Genomic DNA, 16,242 nt, shown 5'->3' on the forward strand with positions numbered 1-16,242 from the left:
ACTCATGCATTAAAAATAAATATTTAGTTTCAGCTACTTAGATCCAGTTATCGTTCTCAACTTGAGGCCGTCTGCAACCGCCAATTGTGCCGCAGCGAGGCGCGCCACCGGAACGCGATACGGCGAACACGAGACATAATCGAATCCCGCCTGGCGGCAAAATGCGATTGATTCTGGGTTGCCCCCATGCTCGCCACAAATGCTCAAAACAACCTGTGGGCGAGCCGCGCGTCCACGCTCAGCGCCAATCATCAAAAGCTCGCCTACACCATCTGTATCCAACACATGGAACGGATCTTCGGCAAAAACGCCCTGTTTCACGTATTCCGACATGAATCGCGCCGCATCGTCGCGCGAAAGTCCATACGTCATCTGGGTGAGGTCATTGGTCCCAAAGCTTAGGAAATCGGAATTCAATGCAATGTCCCCCGCCCGAAGCGCCGCACGCGGGGTCTCAACCATCACGCCCAGACGATAGGTGAAATCGACGCCCTCAACATACCGTACAGCAGCAGCAACCGCATCAATCCGCGAGCGGACGAGCTCAGCTTCCTTTTGCGCCGAAACGAGCGGGATCATGATTTCGGGAACGACGATGTCGCCACGCTTTGTCACTTCGACGGCCGCTTCGAAGATCGCGCGCGCTTGCATATCGTAAATCTCGGGGATCGTAATCCCAAGCCGCACGCCGCGCATTCCGAGCATCGGGTTAAACTCGGTCAACGCCGCTATACGCGCAGTTACCGTTGAAACAGGAAGGTCCAAACCTTCGGCCAATTCCAACGTGCCCTCGCGCGTTGAGGGCAAAAACTCGTGCAACGGGGGATCGAACAGACGGATACAGACCGACTGCCCCTTCATTATCTCGAACAACTCCTGAAAATCGGCGCGCTGCATGGGCATCAACCGATCCAATGCGGTGCGCCTGTCCTCTGCCCCATCGGCAAAGATCATCTCGCGCATCACCGTCAGGCGATCATCCTCAAAAAACATATGCTCGGTGCGGCAAAGCCCGATGCCCTGCGCGGCAAAACGGCGCGCGGTCAGAGCATCGGACGGCGTGTCGGCATTGGCGCGCACATCAATGTCACGCACATCATCCGCCCAATCCAACAAGGTTGTAAACGCATCATCGAGCGCCGCGTCCAACAATTTCGCAGGCCCTGCAAGGACTTCGCCCAAAGAGCCATCAACCGTCAGCTCATCCCCTTCGGAGAAATGACGTTTATCGTCAGTAACTAACGTTTTCTTGCGCGTGTTGATCTTGAGCCCATGCGCCCCGACAATACAGGGCAAGCCAAGCCCGCGCGCGATCACCGCCGCATGGCTCGTCATTCCGCCTTTTTCCGTCACGACGGCGACCGACGCGTGCATGCCGCGAATATCCTCTGGCGAGGTCTCACGCCGCAAAAGTATGACCGACTCGCCCTTAGCCGCCGCGTGCTGCGCCGCAGTTGCCGAGAACACGATCTTACCAATCGCCGCACCTGGACTGGCGCCGATACCTCTTGCGATGGTGTCACGCTTCACACTCGGATCGACTTGTGGATGAAGCAGTTCGGTAAGGGAATGCGGATTCAGACGCGTTAAGGCTTCTTCTCGCGAAATAACCCCATCACGCGCCAAATCCACCACGATCCGCAATGCAGCGCGCGCACTACGTTGAACACGCACGGCATCCAGTATCGAGAGCACGCCCTCTTCGATGGTGAACTCGATCTGCATTTCCTCACGCAGGCGCCGCCGCATGAGTTCGCCGTCCTTCAAGAGTTGATCGAACTGATCCGGCAAAAGGGATTGCAGCGACGTTCCGCGCGGATCCTTGTTCAAAAACATGACGTTATCTTTGCCTGCCAGCGCATCCCGCCCTTGGCTTTGGCTCTTGTAGCGTCCAGTGACTTGCGGCAGACCCGTCTGAGAATCCACAAACTGGATGACACCCGAGCCACTCACGCCGCCGCTAATTCCGAGGGCCATTTCTTGCACGACAAGCCCTAGCCCCGCATTCTCAGGGGCGCCTTTTGCGCTCCGCAGCAATCGAGCGGTTGTCCCCGTCCAAACACGTGCCATAGACCGCAAAACTTCTCCGAGTTGCCGCGCCGGATCCTGAGGGAATACTTCGTCTGTTTCGTCTTCGTATGCCTGCAACGCATCCTTTAGCGCCTTATCCCCATCGGGATCGCCGGCATGGATCGAGATATCCTCAAACATATCGGGATCGAGACGGGCAACGTAAATCGCATAGGCATGAATAAAGCGTAAATACAGCGCATTAGCGCTTGCGCGGCCTTCCTGCTCAACGAACTGCGCGTGGCGTTCGTCATTCATCCCGATATTCAGAACCGCACGAGGACCACCCCAATCGGGGTCTTCTGAACTCGGCCTTACCGAGATAAGCGCTCCCTCGGCAAACTCCCGCATGATCGCGGAAGTGTCCGGCATTGCGCCCGCGGCAATCCCCGCAACAACATCAAACGAGAGCGCAAGCGTGCGCGGCACGGGCATATCCAAACGCACCAACCGCTGCAAACATTTCGCACGTCCACCATGCGCATCAACGGAAATGCCCGCGGTCGGCGTGATAAGCGTGTACTCTGATAACCCAGCCATTTTCTGCACCGCAGCACTCCCTCTTTCCAAGAGAATAGCGCCTCATGGAAGGCTGACAAGCATAGAGGCGTGAATTACCCTTCGATTTTGCGCAAATCAGCGACAGAAAGACACAAATTGCGAATACGGCTCAACAAATTGAGACGATTGCGGCGTGTCACCTGACTTTCGGTGTTAATTTGCACAGCTTCAAAGAATGCATCAATCGGTGCCCGAAGCGCGGCCATGGCGCTCATTGCGCCCGCAAAATCTTCGGCTTCAATGGCCGGAGAGATTGCAGCCTCGCCCGCATCCAACGCGGCAAACAGTGCTTTCTCTTCTGCTTCCTGTGCGAATTTCACATCCGCGCCATAGGAATACTCTACGCCATCAGCTTCCTCTGCTTGCGAAAGGATGTTGTTCGCGCGCTTAAAGCCGAGCAAGAGGTTCTCGCCGTCATCGGTTTTCAGGAAGTCGGCCAGTGCCTCTGCACGCTTCACAAGCAGATTGATGTCGTCGTTGCCATCCATTGCAAGGCAAGCGTCAATCACATCGTGGCGGATACCTTTATCCTTGAGGTAGGTTTTCAAGCGATCGTGGAAGAACGAAAGCAGGTCCGCCGACGTCGCAGGCAGTTGTTTTTCAACCTCTTTGATGTGCTCTTTTGCGTCCCCACCGGCGCTCGCGAGCACGGTGCTAATCGCCGCACCAAATACACCGTGTGCCGCGATTTCGTTCAGCATATCTGTAAGCAGCTCGGCGCATTTCGCGTCTTCGCCATTTTGCGCAATCTCATGACGCAGCAATTGTGCGTCAATATAGCGTGATAGCCCCAAGCGAACGTCATTTTCCAAGACCAAACGAATAATGCCCAAAGCTGCGCGGCGCAGCGCAAACGGATCCTTGGAGCCTGTTGGCTTTTCGTCTACAGCCCAAAAACCAGTGAGCTTGTCCAGCTTATCCGCCAGCGCAACGGCCACAGATACCGGTTCACTCGGAACGTCATCGCTTGGTCCGAGAGGGGCATAATGCGCCTCACAGGCGTTCGCCACTTCTTGCGGAAGGCCCGCTTCATGGGCGTAATACCGCCCCATAAGCCCTTGAAGTTCCGGGAATTCATAGACCATTTCGCTCGACAAGTCCGCCTTGGCAACCTTCGCCGCTTGAACCGCAAGTTTAGGGTCTGCCTGAACCACAGCGGCCAAATCCTCGGAGAGAGCGCAGATGCGTTCGATCCGCTCTGCTTCGGTGCCGAGCTTGTTATGGAAGGTCACATTTGCCAACGCATCCGTCCATTGCGCCATATCGGATTTGGCAATACGAAGATCATTCTCCCAAAAGAATTTCGCATCCGACAAACGCGCGAACAGAACCTTCTGGTTCCCCGCGAGGATTGTTGCGCCATTGTCGGTTGTTTCACGGTTGGCCACGGTTACGAACTTCTCAATTCGGCCTGTTTTCGGGTTGCGCACAGAGAAAAACTTCTGGTGCTCTTTCATGCTGGTTTGCAGCACCTCAGCAGGCAGACCAAGGAAGTCTTCTGCGATATCACCCATTAAAACGACAGGCCATTCAACCAATCCCGACACCTCGGCCAGAAGGCCGTTATCCTCAACAACTTCAAGGCCTTGCGCGAAGGCTTGGTTGGTCGCGTCATTCCAGATATGGTCCGCGCGCTCTTCTGAAGAGAGCACAACATGTGCGGCCTTTAGCTTGGTTTGGTAATCCTCGAAATGGGCCACCTTGATCACATCCGGCGCCATGAACCTGTGCCCGCGCGTTGTGTCAGACGCAGAAATACCATCAACCTCCAGCGGAACAATATTTGCGCCTGCGTCATCGCTGATAATGCAAAGGATACTGTGCAACGGGCGCACCCACTTCAGGCTACCAGTTCCCCAGCGCATGGATTTGGGCCATGGGAAATTACGGATGGTCGCCTCAAGGGTTTCGGCCACGATTTCCGCGGCGGGTCGTCCTGATTTCTTGATGACGGCATAGTAGACTTGGCCTTTTTTGTCATCGCGAACTTGCAGATCCTCTTTGGCGACGCCAGCGCCACGCAGGAATCCCTCAATTGCTTTGTCTGGCGCGCCGACCTTTGGGCCTTTGCGCTCTTCGACGGTATCTGGGCTTTCGCTCAGCACCCCTTCAACCGACAGCGCAAGGCGGCGTGGCGTCGCGAATGCTCCGGCGGATGCATATGTCAGCCCTGCCTCGACCAATCCGTCGGTCATCATTTTTTTGAGATCCGCAGCGGCACGTGCTTGCATACGTGCGGGGATTTCTTCGGAGAAGAGTTCGATCAGAAGGTCAGCCATGATTTAGTCTTTCACAGAAGGGACAGGTGGGCAGGAAGCAGGAACGGGATCGCCGTTAAAGTGATGCTCGCCACATGTGTTGATTTGATGCCATGCATAGGCACGGCCGTCGTCATAAACCGCGAGAACGCGATCAATGCCGTAATGAATATTTTCTTCGCTCAGATAAGCGGTAGCATTTCCGGCCTCAAGGTCCGCGCCCAAGGCACGTGCATCAAAACACGAGAACCAATCAGGCGCGACCAGTGGTTCGGCGCTTGCGTAGGTCTTGAAGGTTTCGGTCATCATTGCGTTGGACATCGGCGTCGTAAAGCACGCGCGATACCGAATAGGAGAGCTATCGGAATCGATCCCCTCAAATCCAGCGATCAGCATGGGTTCGGGTGTGCCTGTCACCAAGTTGGTGATTTGGATTTCGGCGTCTGGCGAACTCGCATTCACGCGATCATAGAAGCCGTAGACCTGAAAATAATACATCGCGCCGCCCGCGACCAATGCTGTAAGCACAATAATACCCGCTATTATTTTACCGATCATGCCTCAGCAGCCCAGCCACCGGCCTCTGTCTGAACGAACGCATCGGCACAGGCCTTAGAGAGCGCACGCACACGCCCGATATATGCCTGCCGCTCGGTCACGGAGATAACGCCGCGTGCATCAAGGAGGTTGAACAGGTGGCTCGCTTTGATCGCCTGATCATACGCAGGGTGCGCCATGATGATGCGTTTGCCTGTCTTGGGGTCGTCTACGGGCTGCTCCAGAATGGATTTGCACTCAGCCTCTGCATCAAGAAAATGCTGAAGCAGCGACTCTGTATTGGCGACGTCAAAGTTCCAACGGCTGTATTCCTGCTCGGTTTGGCGGAAGACATCCCCATAAGTCAGCGCGATTGGTGCATTCGGATCGTTGTACGGCATATCCATAACGTGATCGACACCAAGGATATACATCGCCAAACGCTCAAGCCCATAGGTCAGCTCTCCCGAAACGGGGTGGCAATCATGGCCGCCGACCTGTTGGAAGTAAGTGAACTGGCTCACTTCCATACCGTCACACCAAACTTCCCAGCCAAGTCCCCAAGCGCCCAATGTTGGGCTTTCCCAGTCGTCCTCGACGAAACGGATATCGTGGATATCCATATCAACGCCGATCGCGGCCAATGATCCAAGGTACAATTCCTGCAACTCGGGCGGGCTTGGTTTGATCAGAACCTGATACTGATAGTAATGCTGAAGACGGTTCGGGTTTTCGCCATAACGCCCATCCGTCGGACGGCGCGAAGGCTGAACATATGCCGCCGCCCATGCATTCGTTCCGAGCGAGCGAAGCGTTGTCGCGGGGTGGAATGTCCCCGCACCTACTTCCATGTCATAGGGTTGAAGCACCGCACATCCCTTTTGCGCCCAATAATTTTGCAGACGCAGAATAATCTCTTGGAAGCTCGTGGGCTTGGTGTTTTGTTCAGTTGCAGCGGCAGACATGACGGACCCTTCTTAAAATTCATGTCCCAAATACGCATCCCTGCGGGCACGGTCAATCGGTTGGTCTTGCATTATTGGCCTGCAATGCGCAAAACGAATGCAAACGCGTGAACAGACAACCAACATAGGAAACACAACCGTCATGCTCCAAGCCCGACATTCGGTTCCAGCCACATTATTAACCCTTATTTTATCTCTCAGTTTTTTCTTCTCTTCCCCCGCAATTGCGCAAACTCCACAAGACACTTGGATTCAAATCGAGGCACACCCCTCGTTGAACGAAGCCCAGACGCGTTCGCGGGCCTATTCCGGAGCATTTGACAATGTTGGCGGGTTTCGGAGTAATTCCGGTTGGTATGTAATCGCACTTGGCCCATACACAGAGGCCCAGGCAACACGCGAGCTAAACCGCCTTCTGAGCGAGAACCTCATTCCGCGCGACAGCTATCTGGCACAATCACGCGTCTATACCCAACAATTCTGGCCCTTCGGCGGCACTTCGTTGACCGATCCAACACCAACGGTGCAGGACGACTCGTCTCCGCTTCAACCCACAGAGCCGGTTGGTGAACTCATCAACATTCCGGACGAGACACCCGCGCAGGCCCGCGCCAGCGAACGCGCGCTTTCGCGCACCGAGAAGATGGCACTTCAGGAAGCACTCAAGTGGGAGGGCTTTTACAGCAGCGCAATCGACGGCGCATTCGGGCGCGGCACACGTTCGGCAATGGGTGAATATCAGGCGGCCAAAGGCTATGACGTAACAGGTATCCTAACAACCAAGCAGCGCACTGAATTGATCAACAAATTCAACGAGGTATTCACAAAAGCGGGCATGGCGCCCTATAACGACAGCAAAGCGGGCATCGCGATCCGCCTGCCGCTCGATTTGGTGGAGTTTGACAAGTATGACGCGCCCTTCGTTCATTTCAAACCCCAAGGCGACAGCAAAGTTTCCGTTTCTCTGATTTCGCAAAAAGGCGATCAGGCGACACTCTTTGGCCTCTACGAGATCATGCAAACACTGGAAATCGTGCCGCTCAACGGTCAACGCGAGCGCAAGGAAAACAGCTTTGAGCTGCGTGGAAATAACGACGAGATAAACTCCTACACCTTCGCGCAACTCACCGATGGCGCGATCAAAGGGTTTACGCTGGTCTGGCCCGCAGGCGATCGCGGCAACATGAACCGCATCGTTGACGCCATGAAATCAAGCTTCACCTCCCTTGGCACTGTGGCGCTGGACGATCTTGCAGGCGCTGACCAAGGCGAGCAACGGATTGATCTGCTCTCGGGTCTTGAAATTCGCAAGCCGGAAATCTCGCGCTCGGGTTTCTATCTTGATGGCAACGGAACTGTTTTGACCACAAGCGAAGTTGTTGGCTCTTGTGATAAACTGACGCTCGACAACACCTACCCCGCAGAGCTCGTTTTCGCGGACAAAGACCTTGGCCTCGCGGTTCTGCGACCCACCGAGAAGCTTGCACCACTTGGTTATGCAAATTTCGTAGCGTCCGAGCCTCGCCTAAACTCTGAGGTCGCGGTTGCGGGTTACTCATATGAGGGCGCGCTGGACGCACCGACACTGACATTCGGAACACTTGCCGATGTACGTGGCCTTGGAGGTGAGCAGAACATGCAGCGTCTTGAGCTTACGACACTTGCTGGCGACGCTGGCGGTCCGGTTGTGAACTCGGGCGGTGCCGTTATTGGTATGCTTCGCACTCCCGAAGGTAACGGAGATCGCAAACTTCCTGAAAACGTAAGCTTTGCATCCTCTGCAAGCGCAATCACCGCGGCCCTCAATGCCAACGGCGTCACGCTGAGCACCTCGGACGCAACCGAAGCCTTACACCCCGTCGATCTAAGCGCACGGGCGTCGGACATGACGGTTCTGGTGAGTTGCTGGAAATAGAAACAGATCAGGGCGTCCTAAGCGGGCGCCCTTTTTATTAGCCGACGTGGAAAAGTGTCGAGAACAACTTGGGATCAAAGCTCTGCGCGGCGAATGTTTCCCCTTCGGTGAGGACACTCACCGCATCATGGCTGTGCAGGCTTTCTTGATGGCTCGCCACGATCCGATAATCCAAAATGCGGTCGTCATTCTGTAACTGCTCACTAAACAGCCGCGCAGCATCCTCAACAAAAATCGGATTGGCCGCATTCAGTTCGGCAAAGGCTTGTTCGTCCTCGCGCTTCACCATCACTTGTGTTTCTGTCGGAACACTTTGACGGCAAAGGTCAATCAAGTCCTCAAACCAAAGGCGCGGCTTCGCGGGATCCAATAGAACCGAAATCCGCGCTACAGAGCGCTGAGAATGTGGCGTCGCCAATTGGTTGCGCGTCTGGCGTGCGTGCTCGGACAATTCAAGCGAACAAGGACAGGTCGAGGAATAAACGTAATCCAAGTGAATGATTTTCATCACCTTGCCCGCAGTTTCTACCAACTCCAGCGCGATATTATAGTACTGATACCCCGCCAATCCCGACCGAAGACTCTTGAGCTTCATCGGAAACGAAAACGCCATCTGGATGCGTGCGTCGAAACTGTCCAGATCGGTCTTGTAGTCGGCCAGCGCGGCCTCAATCACATCAAAGCTAAACACCCGCTCCGCATGTTTATAGAACGTGCGCATGATGCGGGACATGTTGATGCCCTTTTTGCCAGCCTCAAGACTGACAGTGCCCGTAACCGAAGTTTCAAGCGCAAGGTCGCCGCCTGCGCGCGCCTGAAAACGGATCGGCAAGCGAAAGTTCGAAATGCCCACGTGTTGAATTTGGCGACGCGCACCACGGATCAGGCTCTCCGGCCCGTTCTGTAGGTCAGGGAGACTCGAGCGATAGGCTTCGTCGGCGGTAAATTCTTCGGGGTAGGCCCGCGCAAGGGCAGGATAATTTTCGATTTCGCGATGCGGTAGCAAACGCGCGATCGCAGGGTCCAGCTCGGCGATTTCAGTAGGCGTAGCATGCGCCGCCCACTCTTTGAGGAGATCCAAAGCTGCCTGCGCATTTGCGCGCGACGCAGCCGATTTCGGCAAAGTGGTACTCATCCTAAATCCCCCAGCAGGCAGGCTATTCTAGGCAGTATTGCCCACGAAATCCAAACGCGGGCAATACATTTCATATATCAAACAGCGTCAAGCGCCCCAAGGATGTCCTGCAAAAGATCATCGGAACACTCGATCCCAACGCTGATGCGTACAAGGCCGGGCGAGATGCCCAAAAGCGTTTTCTGGTCCTCTGGTAGGCGCTGGTGCGTTGTTGTGGCCGGATGGGTTACGATGCTTTTGGCATCACCGAGGTTGTTGGAAATGATGCAGATTTCCAAAGCGTTCAGGAATTTGAACGCCGCCTCTTGGCCGCCCTTCAGATCAATCGAGAGAACTGTTCCGCATTTTTCGAACTGCGCCTTGGCAATCTCGTTTTGCGGATGGCTCTTAAGGAATGGGAACAATACCCGCTCAAGCTTCTCGTGCCCCTCAAGCGCATTTGCAATCTTCTCGGCGGATTCCGCTTGTGCGCGGACCCGTAGATCGAGCGTCTCAAGACCCTTGAGCATAACCCACGCGTTGAATGGGCTCATCGCGCCACCGGTATGCTTGAGGTATGTCTCGAACGGACCGCGGATGAACTCCTTGGTGCCAAGGACCACTCCACCGAGGCAGCGCCCCTGCCCGTCGATGTGCTTGGTCGCCGAATACACGACGACATCCGCGCCAAATTCGATTGCGCGCGAGAAGACGGGCGTGGCGAACACGTTATCCACAATCACAGTTGCTTCAACCGCATGCGCGATTTCAGAGATCGCTTTCAAATCAACGACTTCGAGCGTTGGATTGCTGACTGTCTCCAGGAAAACAGCTGCGGTATCAGCGCGAACGGCCTTGCGCCACTGGTCCAGATCAGCACCGTCCACAAAGGTAATCTCAACACCAAAGCGCGCCAGCACCTCTTCCAGAATGTACAAGCAAGAGCCGAACAACGCGCGCGAACTTACGACGTGATCGCCAGCCTTGAGGATAGACATCAGCGCGCCGTTCACGGCCGCCATACCGCTCGCCGTGGCAAACGCATCCTCGGCACCTTCGATGGCGGCGATGCGATCTTCGAACATCCGAACCGTCGGATTGCCATAGCGGGCGTAAATAAACTCGTCATCACCCAGCTCCACAAACCGCGCTTCGGCGGCTTCGGCGGTTTCATAGACAAAACCTTGGGTCATGAAGATTGACTCGGAAACCTCACCATATTGGCTACGGCGACTCCCTCCGTGGACCATTTTCGTACGCGCGTTCCAGTCTTTGCTCATCATCTCATCCTTTGTAACTGTGCCCAGGATGCGGACACAAAAAAAGCCCTCCGCAACAAGAAGCGAGGGGCAATGTCCCAGACCTCTTTAGCGGCATATTTTACGTGGCCCGCAAGCAGGAGAACAAATCGCCACATCCTCTGAATACGAAGCGCCTGTCCAAAGGTCAAGCGAGAGTTCGTGCGTGCCGGCTGATCACAATTCGTTTACCCCCCTCTTGCTCTCGGGGGTAAAACCGTCATCATCGGCGCGAAACATCAGGAGCATTTATGACCAAACCAATCGATCTATACTATTGGCCCACTCCCAATGGCTGGAAAATCTCAATCGCCCTAGAAGAGATGGGGCTTCCGTATAACGTCAATCTCATAAACATCGGAGCAGGCGATCAGTTTGCGCCCGAGTTCCTCAAGATTGCTCCGAACAACCGGATGCCCGCAATTGTCGATCCTGATGGTCCTGACGGCGCGCCCGTGTCGATTTTCGAGAGCGGCGCAATTCTTCAGTATCTTGCTCAGAAAACCGGCAAGTTCGGCGGCGAAACTGCGCGCGATAAAATCGCCGTCACCGAATGGCTGATGTGGCAGATGGGTGGCCTTGGTCCGATGGCAGGTCAGGCGCACCATTTCCTGAAATATGCGCCCGCAATGGATCCACCCAACGACCTGCCATATGCCAAGGATCGCTATCGCAATGAAACGGGCCGCCTCTATGGTGTGCTGGACCGTCGCCTTGCGGAAAACGAGTATGTCGCGGGCGATTTCTATTCCATCGCGGATATGGCGATTTGGGGCTGGGCCAGCCTGTGGGAAGGACAGCAGCAGACTCTCGACGATAAGCCAAATCTTGCGCGCTGGCTTGATCTGGTCGGCAATCGCCCAGCGGTCATCAAAGGGCGCGCCGTTGCCGCAGATGAGCGCTCAAACTTGCAAGATGATAAGAAAGCGCAAGACCTTCTGTTTAAGAAACAGCACTAAATCAAAACGCCCCGACCAACAGATCGGGGCGTTTTCTTAGGCTTCGTCCTTTTCGGTGGAATAGGTCTGCATCAATTTGTTTTGCATCATAAAGAACACAAACAGTGCTGCCGTAAGCCCGAAGGTTTTGAAGTTCACCCAAGCATCGGTGCTCATGGTGCGCCAAACGATTTCGTTTGCCAGTGCCAGCCCAAGGAAAAATGCGGTCAGACGCTTGGTAAGGATCATCCAGCCTTCTTCCTGCATCGGGAGCGCCTCTTCCATCACCATACGCAGATAGCTCTTGCCGCGCAAAAGGCCAAACCCAAGCAGCCCGCCAAATAATAGATAGATGATCGTCGGCTTCATTTTGAAGAACCGATCGTCATTCATATAGACCGACAGCCCGCCAAAGATCACAACCAGAATAGCCGTCATGATCTGCATTTTTGATAGCTTCCCCGTAAGCCACCAGAGCAGCCCCGTAGAGGCAAGGATCAGCGGAATAAAGAGCGCCGTCGCAACGATAAAGCCCTGATACTCGACGCCTGCGATTGTGAACATCTCGTCTTTGATACGTCCGTAGAACACAAAGAAAAGGATGATTGGCCCCAATTCCAATCCAAGTTTTACAAATGGGTTTACTGATTTCTCAGATTTCTCAGACATCTCGAATTCCTAACCGTTCATTTCCACCATAACCGCGCCCAACGCGATCAAAGCCATAAGAAAGAGCCGCCGCGGCCCCACCTTTTCCCCGAGTACAAGCCAGCCGATAAGTGCGGCAAAGACTGTCGATGTTTCGCGTAATACCGCAGCCTCTCCGACGCTATCAAGCCGTGTGGCCATCATGATCGAACCAAAGCTGAAATACGCCACAAACGCCCCCAGCAATCCACGCCGCATAAGCGGCCTAAGCGCGGGTTTATTCTCCATACGGGAGTAGCGCCACGCGGCATAGGGCGGCATTGCCAACCCGTCGATAAAGAAGAACCAAGCCAGAAACGTAAACGGATTGGCCGTCGCCCGAATGCCATAGGCATCATATGTCGTATAAAGCGCGACGAAAAAACCTGTTCCGGCTGCCATGAGAAGTGCGGGCTTGAGAGTCTCACGGTTGGTCTCCAGAAAAATGAGGTTGTACACCCCCAACCCGAAAATCCCCATCAGCAATACCGCAACGCCAAGCCACTGCCCCGCGCTGAAATGCTCATTGAACACAATGCCCGCGCCAATCACCGCAAAAAGCGGCCCTGTCCCGCGCACCACAGGATATACAACTGTGTAGTCGCCCAAAACATAGGTTTGGGCCTGCATGATTTTATACCCGATATGGATCAGAAAAGCGCCAGCGAATATCGGCCACATATGGGGTTCTGGCCACGGCACAACAAAGAGCGCAAAGGGCGCCGCGATCAAACCATAATGAAAATCAATCGCGCCACGCGATAACCACGGATCATGCTTTCCCTTTTGAAGGGCACCGAATATCGCATGGAGCAGCGCCGCCAAGAGTGCCAATCCCAGAGCAAGCTGATGGCCAGCCTCGGTTCCTTCCAAAGAGAGCAGCCATTCCGTCAATTAGATATCCGATCCCGTGAGCGCATTCGCAAATTCCTGTGGATCGAATGCGTCGAGATCATCTATTTGCTCGCCAACGCCAATGGCGTGGATCGGCAGGCCGAATTTGTCGGCCAGTGCGACGAGCACGCCACCCTTGGCAGTACCGTCAAGTTTGGTCATCACAAGCCCCGAAACATCTGCCAATTTCTGGAAGGTTTCGACCTGATTGAGCGCGTTCTGACCCGTTGTCGCGTCCAAAACCAAGAGCGTATTATGCGGCGCAGATGGGTCTTTCTTTTGGATAACCCGCACGATTTTGGCCAGCTCTTCCATCAGGTCCGCACGGTTCTGCAATCGGCCAGCCGTGTCGATCATCAACAGGTCCGCGCCATCTTGCTCGGCTTTGGTCATGGCATCAAACGCAAGGCTTGCGGGGTCGCTTCCCTCTGGGGCGGTCAAAACGGGGACGTTTGCGCGCTCTCCCCAGACTTGTAGCTGCTCCACGGCCGCCGCGCGGAAGGTATCGCCCGCCGCAATCACGACATTCTTGCCCGCTGCCTTAAACTGGCTCGCAAGCTTACCGATGGTTGTGGTCTTGCCAGAGCCATTCACGCCCACAACCAAGACAACCTGTGGCTTTTTCGGGTAGATCGGCAAAGGCTTGGCCACGGGCTCCATAACCCGCGCGATTTCCGTTGCCAGCAGGGATTTGATTTCAGAGCTTGAAAGCTTCTTGCCAAAACGCCCTTCTGCGAGGTTTGCCGTTACGCGCAGTGCGGTATCAACTCCCATATCCGCAGAAATGAGCAGCTCCTCAAGGCGCTCAAGCATTTCATCGTCAAGCTCGCGACGCGGCTCGGCCTTTTCGCTGTCACGCCCCAAAATCCGCCCAAGCAAACCAGGCTTGGCCGTTTCCGGTACGATGGTATCCGTATCGATCGGCTTTAACGCCTCTTCGACGGGGGCAGCAACGGGCTCTGGAAAGCTCTCCTGAGGCGTCGTTTCCGCAGCGGAGGGTTCCTCTACGCTTTCGGCGGTCGTTCCTTCAGTGATGATTTCGTCCAACCCCTCGTCGATTTTGGAGGAGGATTTGGCAAGACGGTTCTTGAGCTTCTTGAAAAACGACATTCTACGGCCTCTTGGTGATCCTTCTCACCTAATCCATAGCCCACCCATATGAAAGGGGGCAGCGCTCAAAACAGGCTAAATTTCGTCAGCAAAGTGCTTCATAACCAATCGAATAGGGTTTGGCGCGGCCTGACCCAAGCCACAAATCGACGCATCGCCCATAACCTCGCAGAGTTCCTCAAGCAGAGGTTGGTCCCATTTATCGGCCTGCATCAACTTCACCGCCTTTTCACATCCCACACGACACGGGGTGCATTGGCCACAGCTTTCATCCTCAAAGAAGCGCAGCATATTGAGCGCGGCATCCCGCGCGCGATCTTGATCCGAGAGCACAACAACTGCCGCCGACCCGATGAATGTTCCGTGTGGCTGAAGCGTATCAAAGTCCAGCGGTACATTATTCAACGTTGCAGGTAACAGCCCCGAGGACGGCCCGCCCGGCTGGTAGGCATAGAACCTGTGGCCCTCAGCCATTCCGCCTGCGGCCTCGATAACGTCAGTAATCGTCGATCCCGCAGGCAACAGATACACGCCAGCCTTGGCAACGCGTCCAGACACGGAATAGCTCCGCAAACCTTGGCGGCCATTATGCAAGACATCGGACATGATCTCTGGCCCCTCGCGCATAATGCGCGCAATCCAGTAAAGCGTTTCGATATTGTGAACCAAGGTCGGTCGATTGAATATCCCGACCTGCGCGACATAGGGCGGACGATGCCTCGGAAGGCCGCGTTTGCCCTCGATACTTTCAATCATGGCGCTCTCTTCGCCACAGATATACGCCCCTGCACCGCGTCGCAGATCAATGTAACCTGCTGGGATAATTCCGCTTTGTTCAATCTTTGCAATCTCTTGCTTGAGTATTTTACGCGCTGCGGGGTACTCATCCCGAAGGTAGATAAACGCTTTCTCGGCATCGATGGCCCATGCCGCCATCAAGACGCCTTCAAGGAAAACATGCGGCTCGGTTTCAAGCAAAACGCGGTCCTTAAACGTACCTGGTTCGCCCTCATCCCCATTGACGGCCACATACTTCGGTCCCTTACCCGCGCGCACGAACTCCCATTTCTTACCAGACGGAAACCCTGCCCCGCCAAGTCCGCGCAGCCCTGACGAAAGCACGATTTCCGCGCAAGTATCCGGATCGCCGCTCTCACGAAGTTCTCTCAGGCGTGTGTATCCGCCACCTTCGACATAAGCCTCATACGCCTCATATGGTGGAATCGTGGGCTCAATTTCGCCGCTCGTCGTAGCACTCAGAACTTTCTCGGGAGTTGCGTGGTCGATATGGTTGTGGCCGACTTCGGCGATAGGCGCCATATCGCAACGTCCCATACAGGGCGCCCGTAATATGCGCACATCCGCGGGATTAACACCCGCCCGTAAATGCTCCGCAAGTTGCTCAGAACCAGCCAATTCACACGACAATGAATCACACACCCGAATGGTTAACGCAGGCGGCGGCGTTTCGCCTTCTCTGACGACATCAAAATGGGCATAGAAGCTGGAAACTTCCTGAACCTCGGCCATGGACAGTCGCATTTCTTCGGCCAAGGCCCGCAAGTGGGCCGCTGATAGATGTCCGTAGGAATCTTGGATCAAATGCAAGAATTCCAACAATAAATCACGGCGGCGCGGACGTTCGCCCAAAAGTGCGCGCACCTCTGCAAGTGCCGCATCCGAAAGTTGCCGCCCCTTTGGGGTTCTGCGCCCCTTGCCTTTGCCAGATTTCCAAACGCCTGCTTGCTGTGCCAAATCCCGTTCCTCCGAGTTGACGCCATTCTAGCCACCCCAACTGCACTTACCACGCAAAAAGCGACCTTTTATCCACAAGAAACGTTTCATCCGTTTCGCATAGGGTCCAAGCCGCGCCGATGGGGAAATTCAAATCCTCT

The 16,242-nt window shown here is 55.0% G+C and carries 12 protein-coding genes and 1 riboswitch; of the genes, 2 read left to right on the forward strand and 10 right to left on the reverse strand.

What is annotated here, in order from left to right; translation table 11 throughout:
* Positions 1-33: 33 nt before the first annotated feature.
* From ppdK to ACFE33_RS10905, 4 genes are all read right to left on the reverse strand, one after another.
* Positions 34-2,610: a pyruvate, phosphate dikinase gene (gene ppdK, locus ACFE33_RS10890; protein WP_380053206.1), complete on the reverse strand. Its 2,577-nt coding sequence runs from the start codon at positions 2,608-2,610 to the stop codon at positions 34-36.
* Positions 2,611-2,684: 74 nt separating this feature from the next.
* A complete protein-coding gene (gene glyS, locus ACFE33_RS10895) occupies positions 2,685-4,910 on the reverse strand; it encodes a glycine--tRNA ligase subunit beta (protein ID WP_380053208.1) in 2,226 nt (741 codons plus the stop codon).
* Between the two features lie 3 nt (positions 4,911-4,913).
* A complete protein-coding gene (locus ACFE33_RS10900; protein ID WP_380053210.1) occupies positions 4,914-5,447 on the reverse strand; it encodes a DUF6446 family protein in 534 nt (177 codons plus the stop codon).
* Positions 5,444-6,391 (reverse strand): glycine--tRNA ligase subunit alpha, encoded by a 948-nt coding sequence (locus ACFE33_RS10905; protein ID WP_380053212.1) that lies wholly within the window; start codon positions 6,389-6,391, stop codon positions 5,444-5,446. The genes ACFE33_RS10900 and ACFE33_RS10905 overlap by 4 nt, the downstream gene beginning before the upstream one ends.
* Positions 6,392-6,533: 142 nt before the next feature.
* On the opposite strand from ACFE33_RS10905, the gene ACFE33_RS10910 reads away from it, so the two are divergent.
* On the forward strand, positions 6,534-8,306 hold the full coding sequence (locus tag ACFE33_RS10910) for a serine protease (protein ID WP_380053214.1): 1,773 nt from the start codon (positions 6,534-6,536) through the stop codon (positions 8,304-8,306).
* 37 nt (positions 8,307-8,343) lie between these two features.
* Here ACFE33_RS10910 and folE2 read toward each other — a convergent pair whose 3' ends face one another.
* A complete protein-coding gene (folE2, locus tag ACFE33_RS10915; RefSeq protein ID WP_380053216.1) occupies positions 8,344-9,441 on the reverse strand; it encodes a GTP cyclohydrolase FolE2 in 1,098 nt (365 codons plus the stop codon).
* A gap of 77 nt (positions 9,442-9,518) precedes the next feature.
* Positions 9,519-10,700, reverse strand: a complete 1,182-nt coding sequence (gene metZ / locus ACFE33_RS10920) for an O-succinylhomoserine sulfhydrylase (RefSeq protein ID WP_380053218.1) — start codon at positions 10,698-10,700, stop codon at positions 9,519-9,521.
* A 66-nt stretch (positions 10,701-10,766) separates the two neighbouring features.
* Positions 10,767-10,845: riboswitch (SAM riboswitch) on the reverse strand.
* A 124-nt stretch (positions 10,846-10,969) separates the two neighbouring features.
* Between metZ and ACFE33_RS10925 the strand changes: the two genes are divergently transcribed.
* Positions 10,970-11,677, forward strand: a complete 708-nt coding sequence (locus tag ACFE33_RS10925; protein WP_380053220.1) for a glutathione S-transferase N-terminal domain-containing protein — start codon at positions 10,970-10,972, stop codon at positions 11,675-11,677.
* A gap of 36 nt (positions 11,678-11,713) precedes the next feature.
* On the opposite strand, the gene ACFE33_RS10930 is transcribed toward ACFE33_RS10925, so the two are convergent.
* From ACFE33_RS10930 to ACFE33_RS10945, 4 genes are all read right to left on the reverse strand, one after another.
* A complete protein-coding gene (locus tag ACFE33_RS10930) occupies positions 11,714-12,325 on the reverse strand; it encodes an inner membrane-spanning protein YciB (protein ID WP_380053222.1) in 612 nt (203 codons plus the stop codon).
* Positions 12,326-12,334: 9 nt separating this feature from the next.
* A complete protein-coding gene (locus ACFE33_RS10935) occupies positions 12,335-13,237 on the reverse strand; it encodes an EamA family transporter (RefSeq protein WP_380053224.1) in 903 nt (300 codons plus the stop codon).
* On the reverse strand, positions 13,238-14,347 hold the full coding sequence (gene ftsY / locus ACFE33_RS10940) for a signal recognition particle-docking protein FtsY (protein WP_380053226.1): 1,110 nt from the start codon (positions 14,345-14,347) through the stop codon (positions 13,238-13,240).
* Positions 14,348-14,422: 75 nt separating this feature from the next.
* Positions 14,423-16,102, reverse strand: coding sequence for an NAD(P)H-dependent oxidoreductase subunit E (locus tag ACFE33_RS10945; protein ID WP_380053228.1), 1,680 nt, complete (start codon positions 16,100-16,102; stop codon positions 14,423-14,425).
* Between the last annotated feature and the right edge of the window lie 140 nt (positions 16,103-16,242).

The organism is Falsihalocynthiibacter sp. SS001 (assembly GCF_042445055.1).
Lineage (GTDB): Bacteria > Pseudomonadota > Alphaproteobacteria > Rhodobacterales > Rhodobacteraceae > Falsihalocynthiibacter.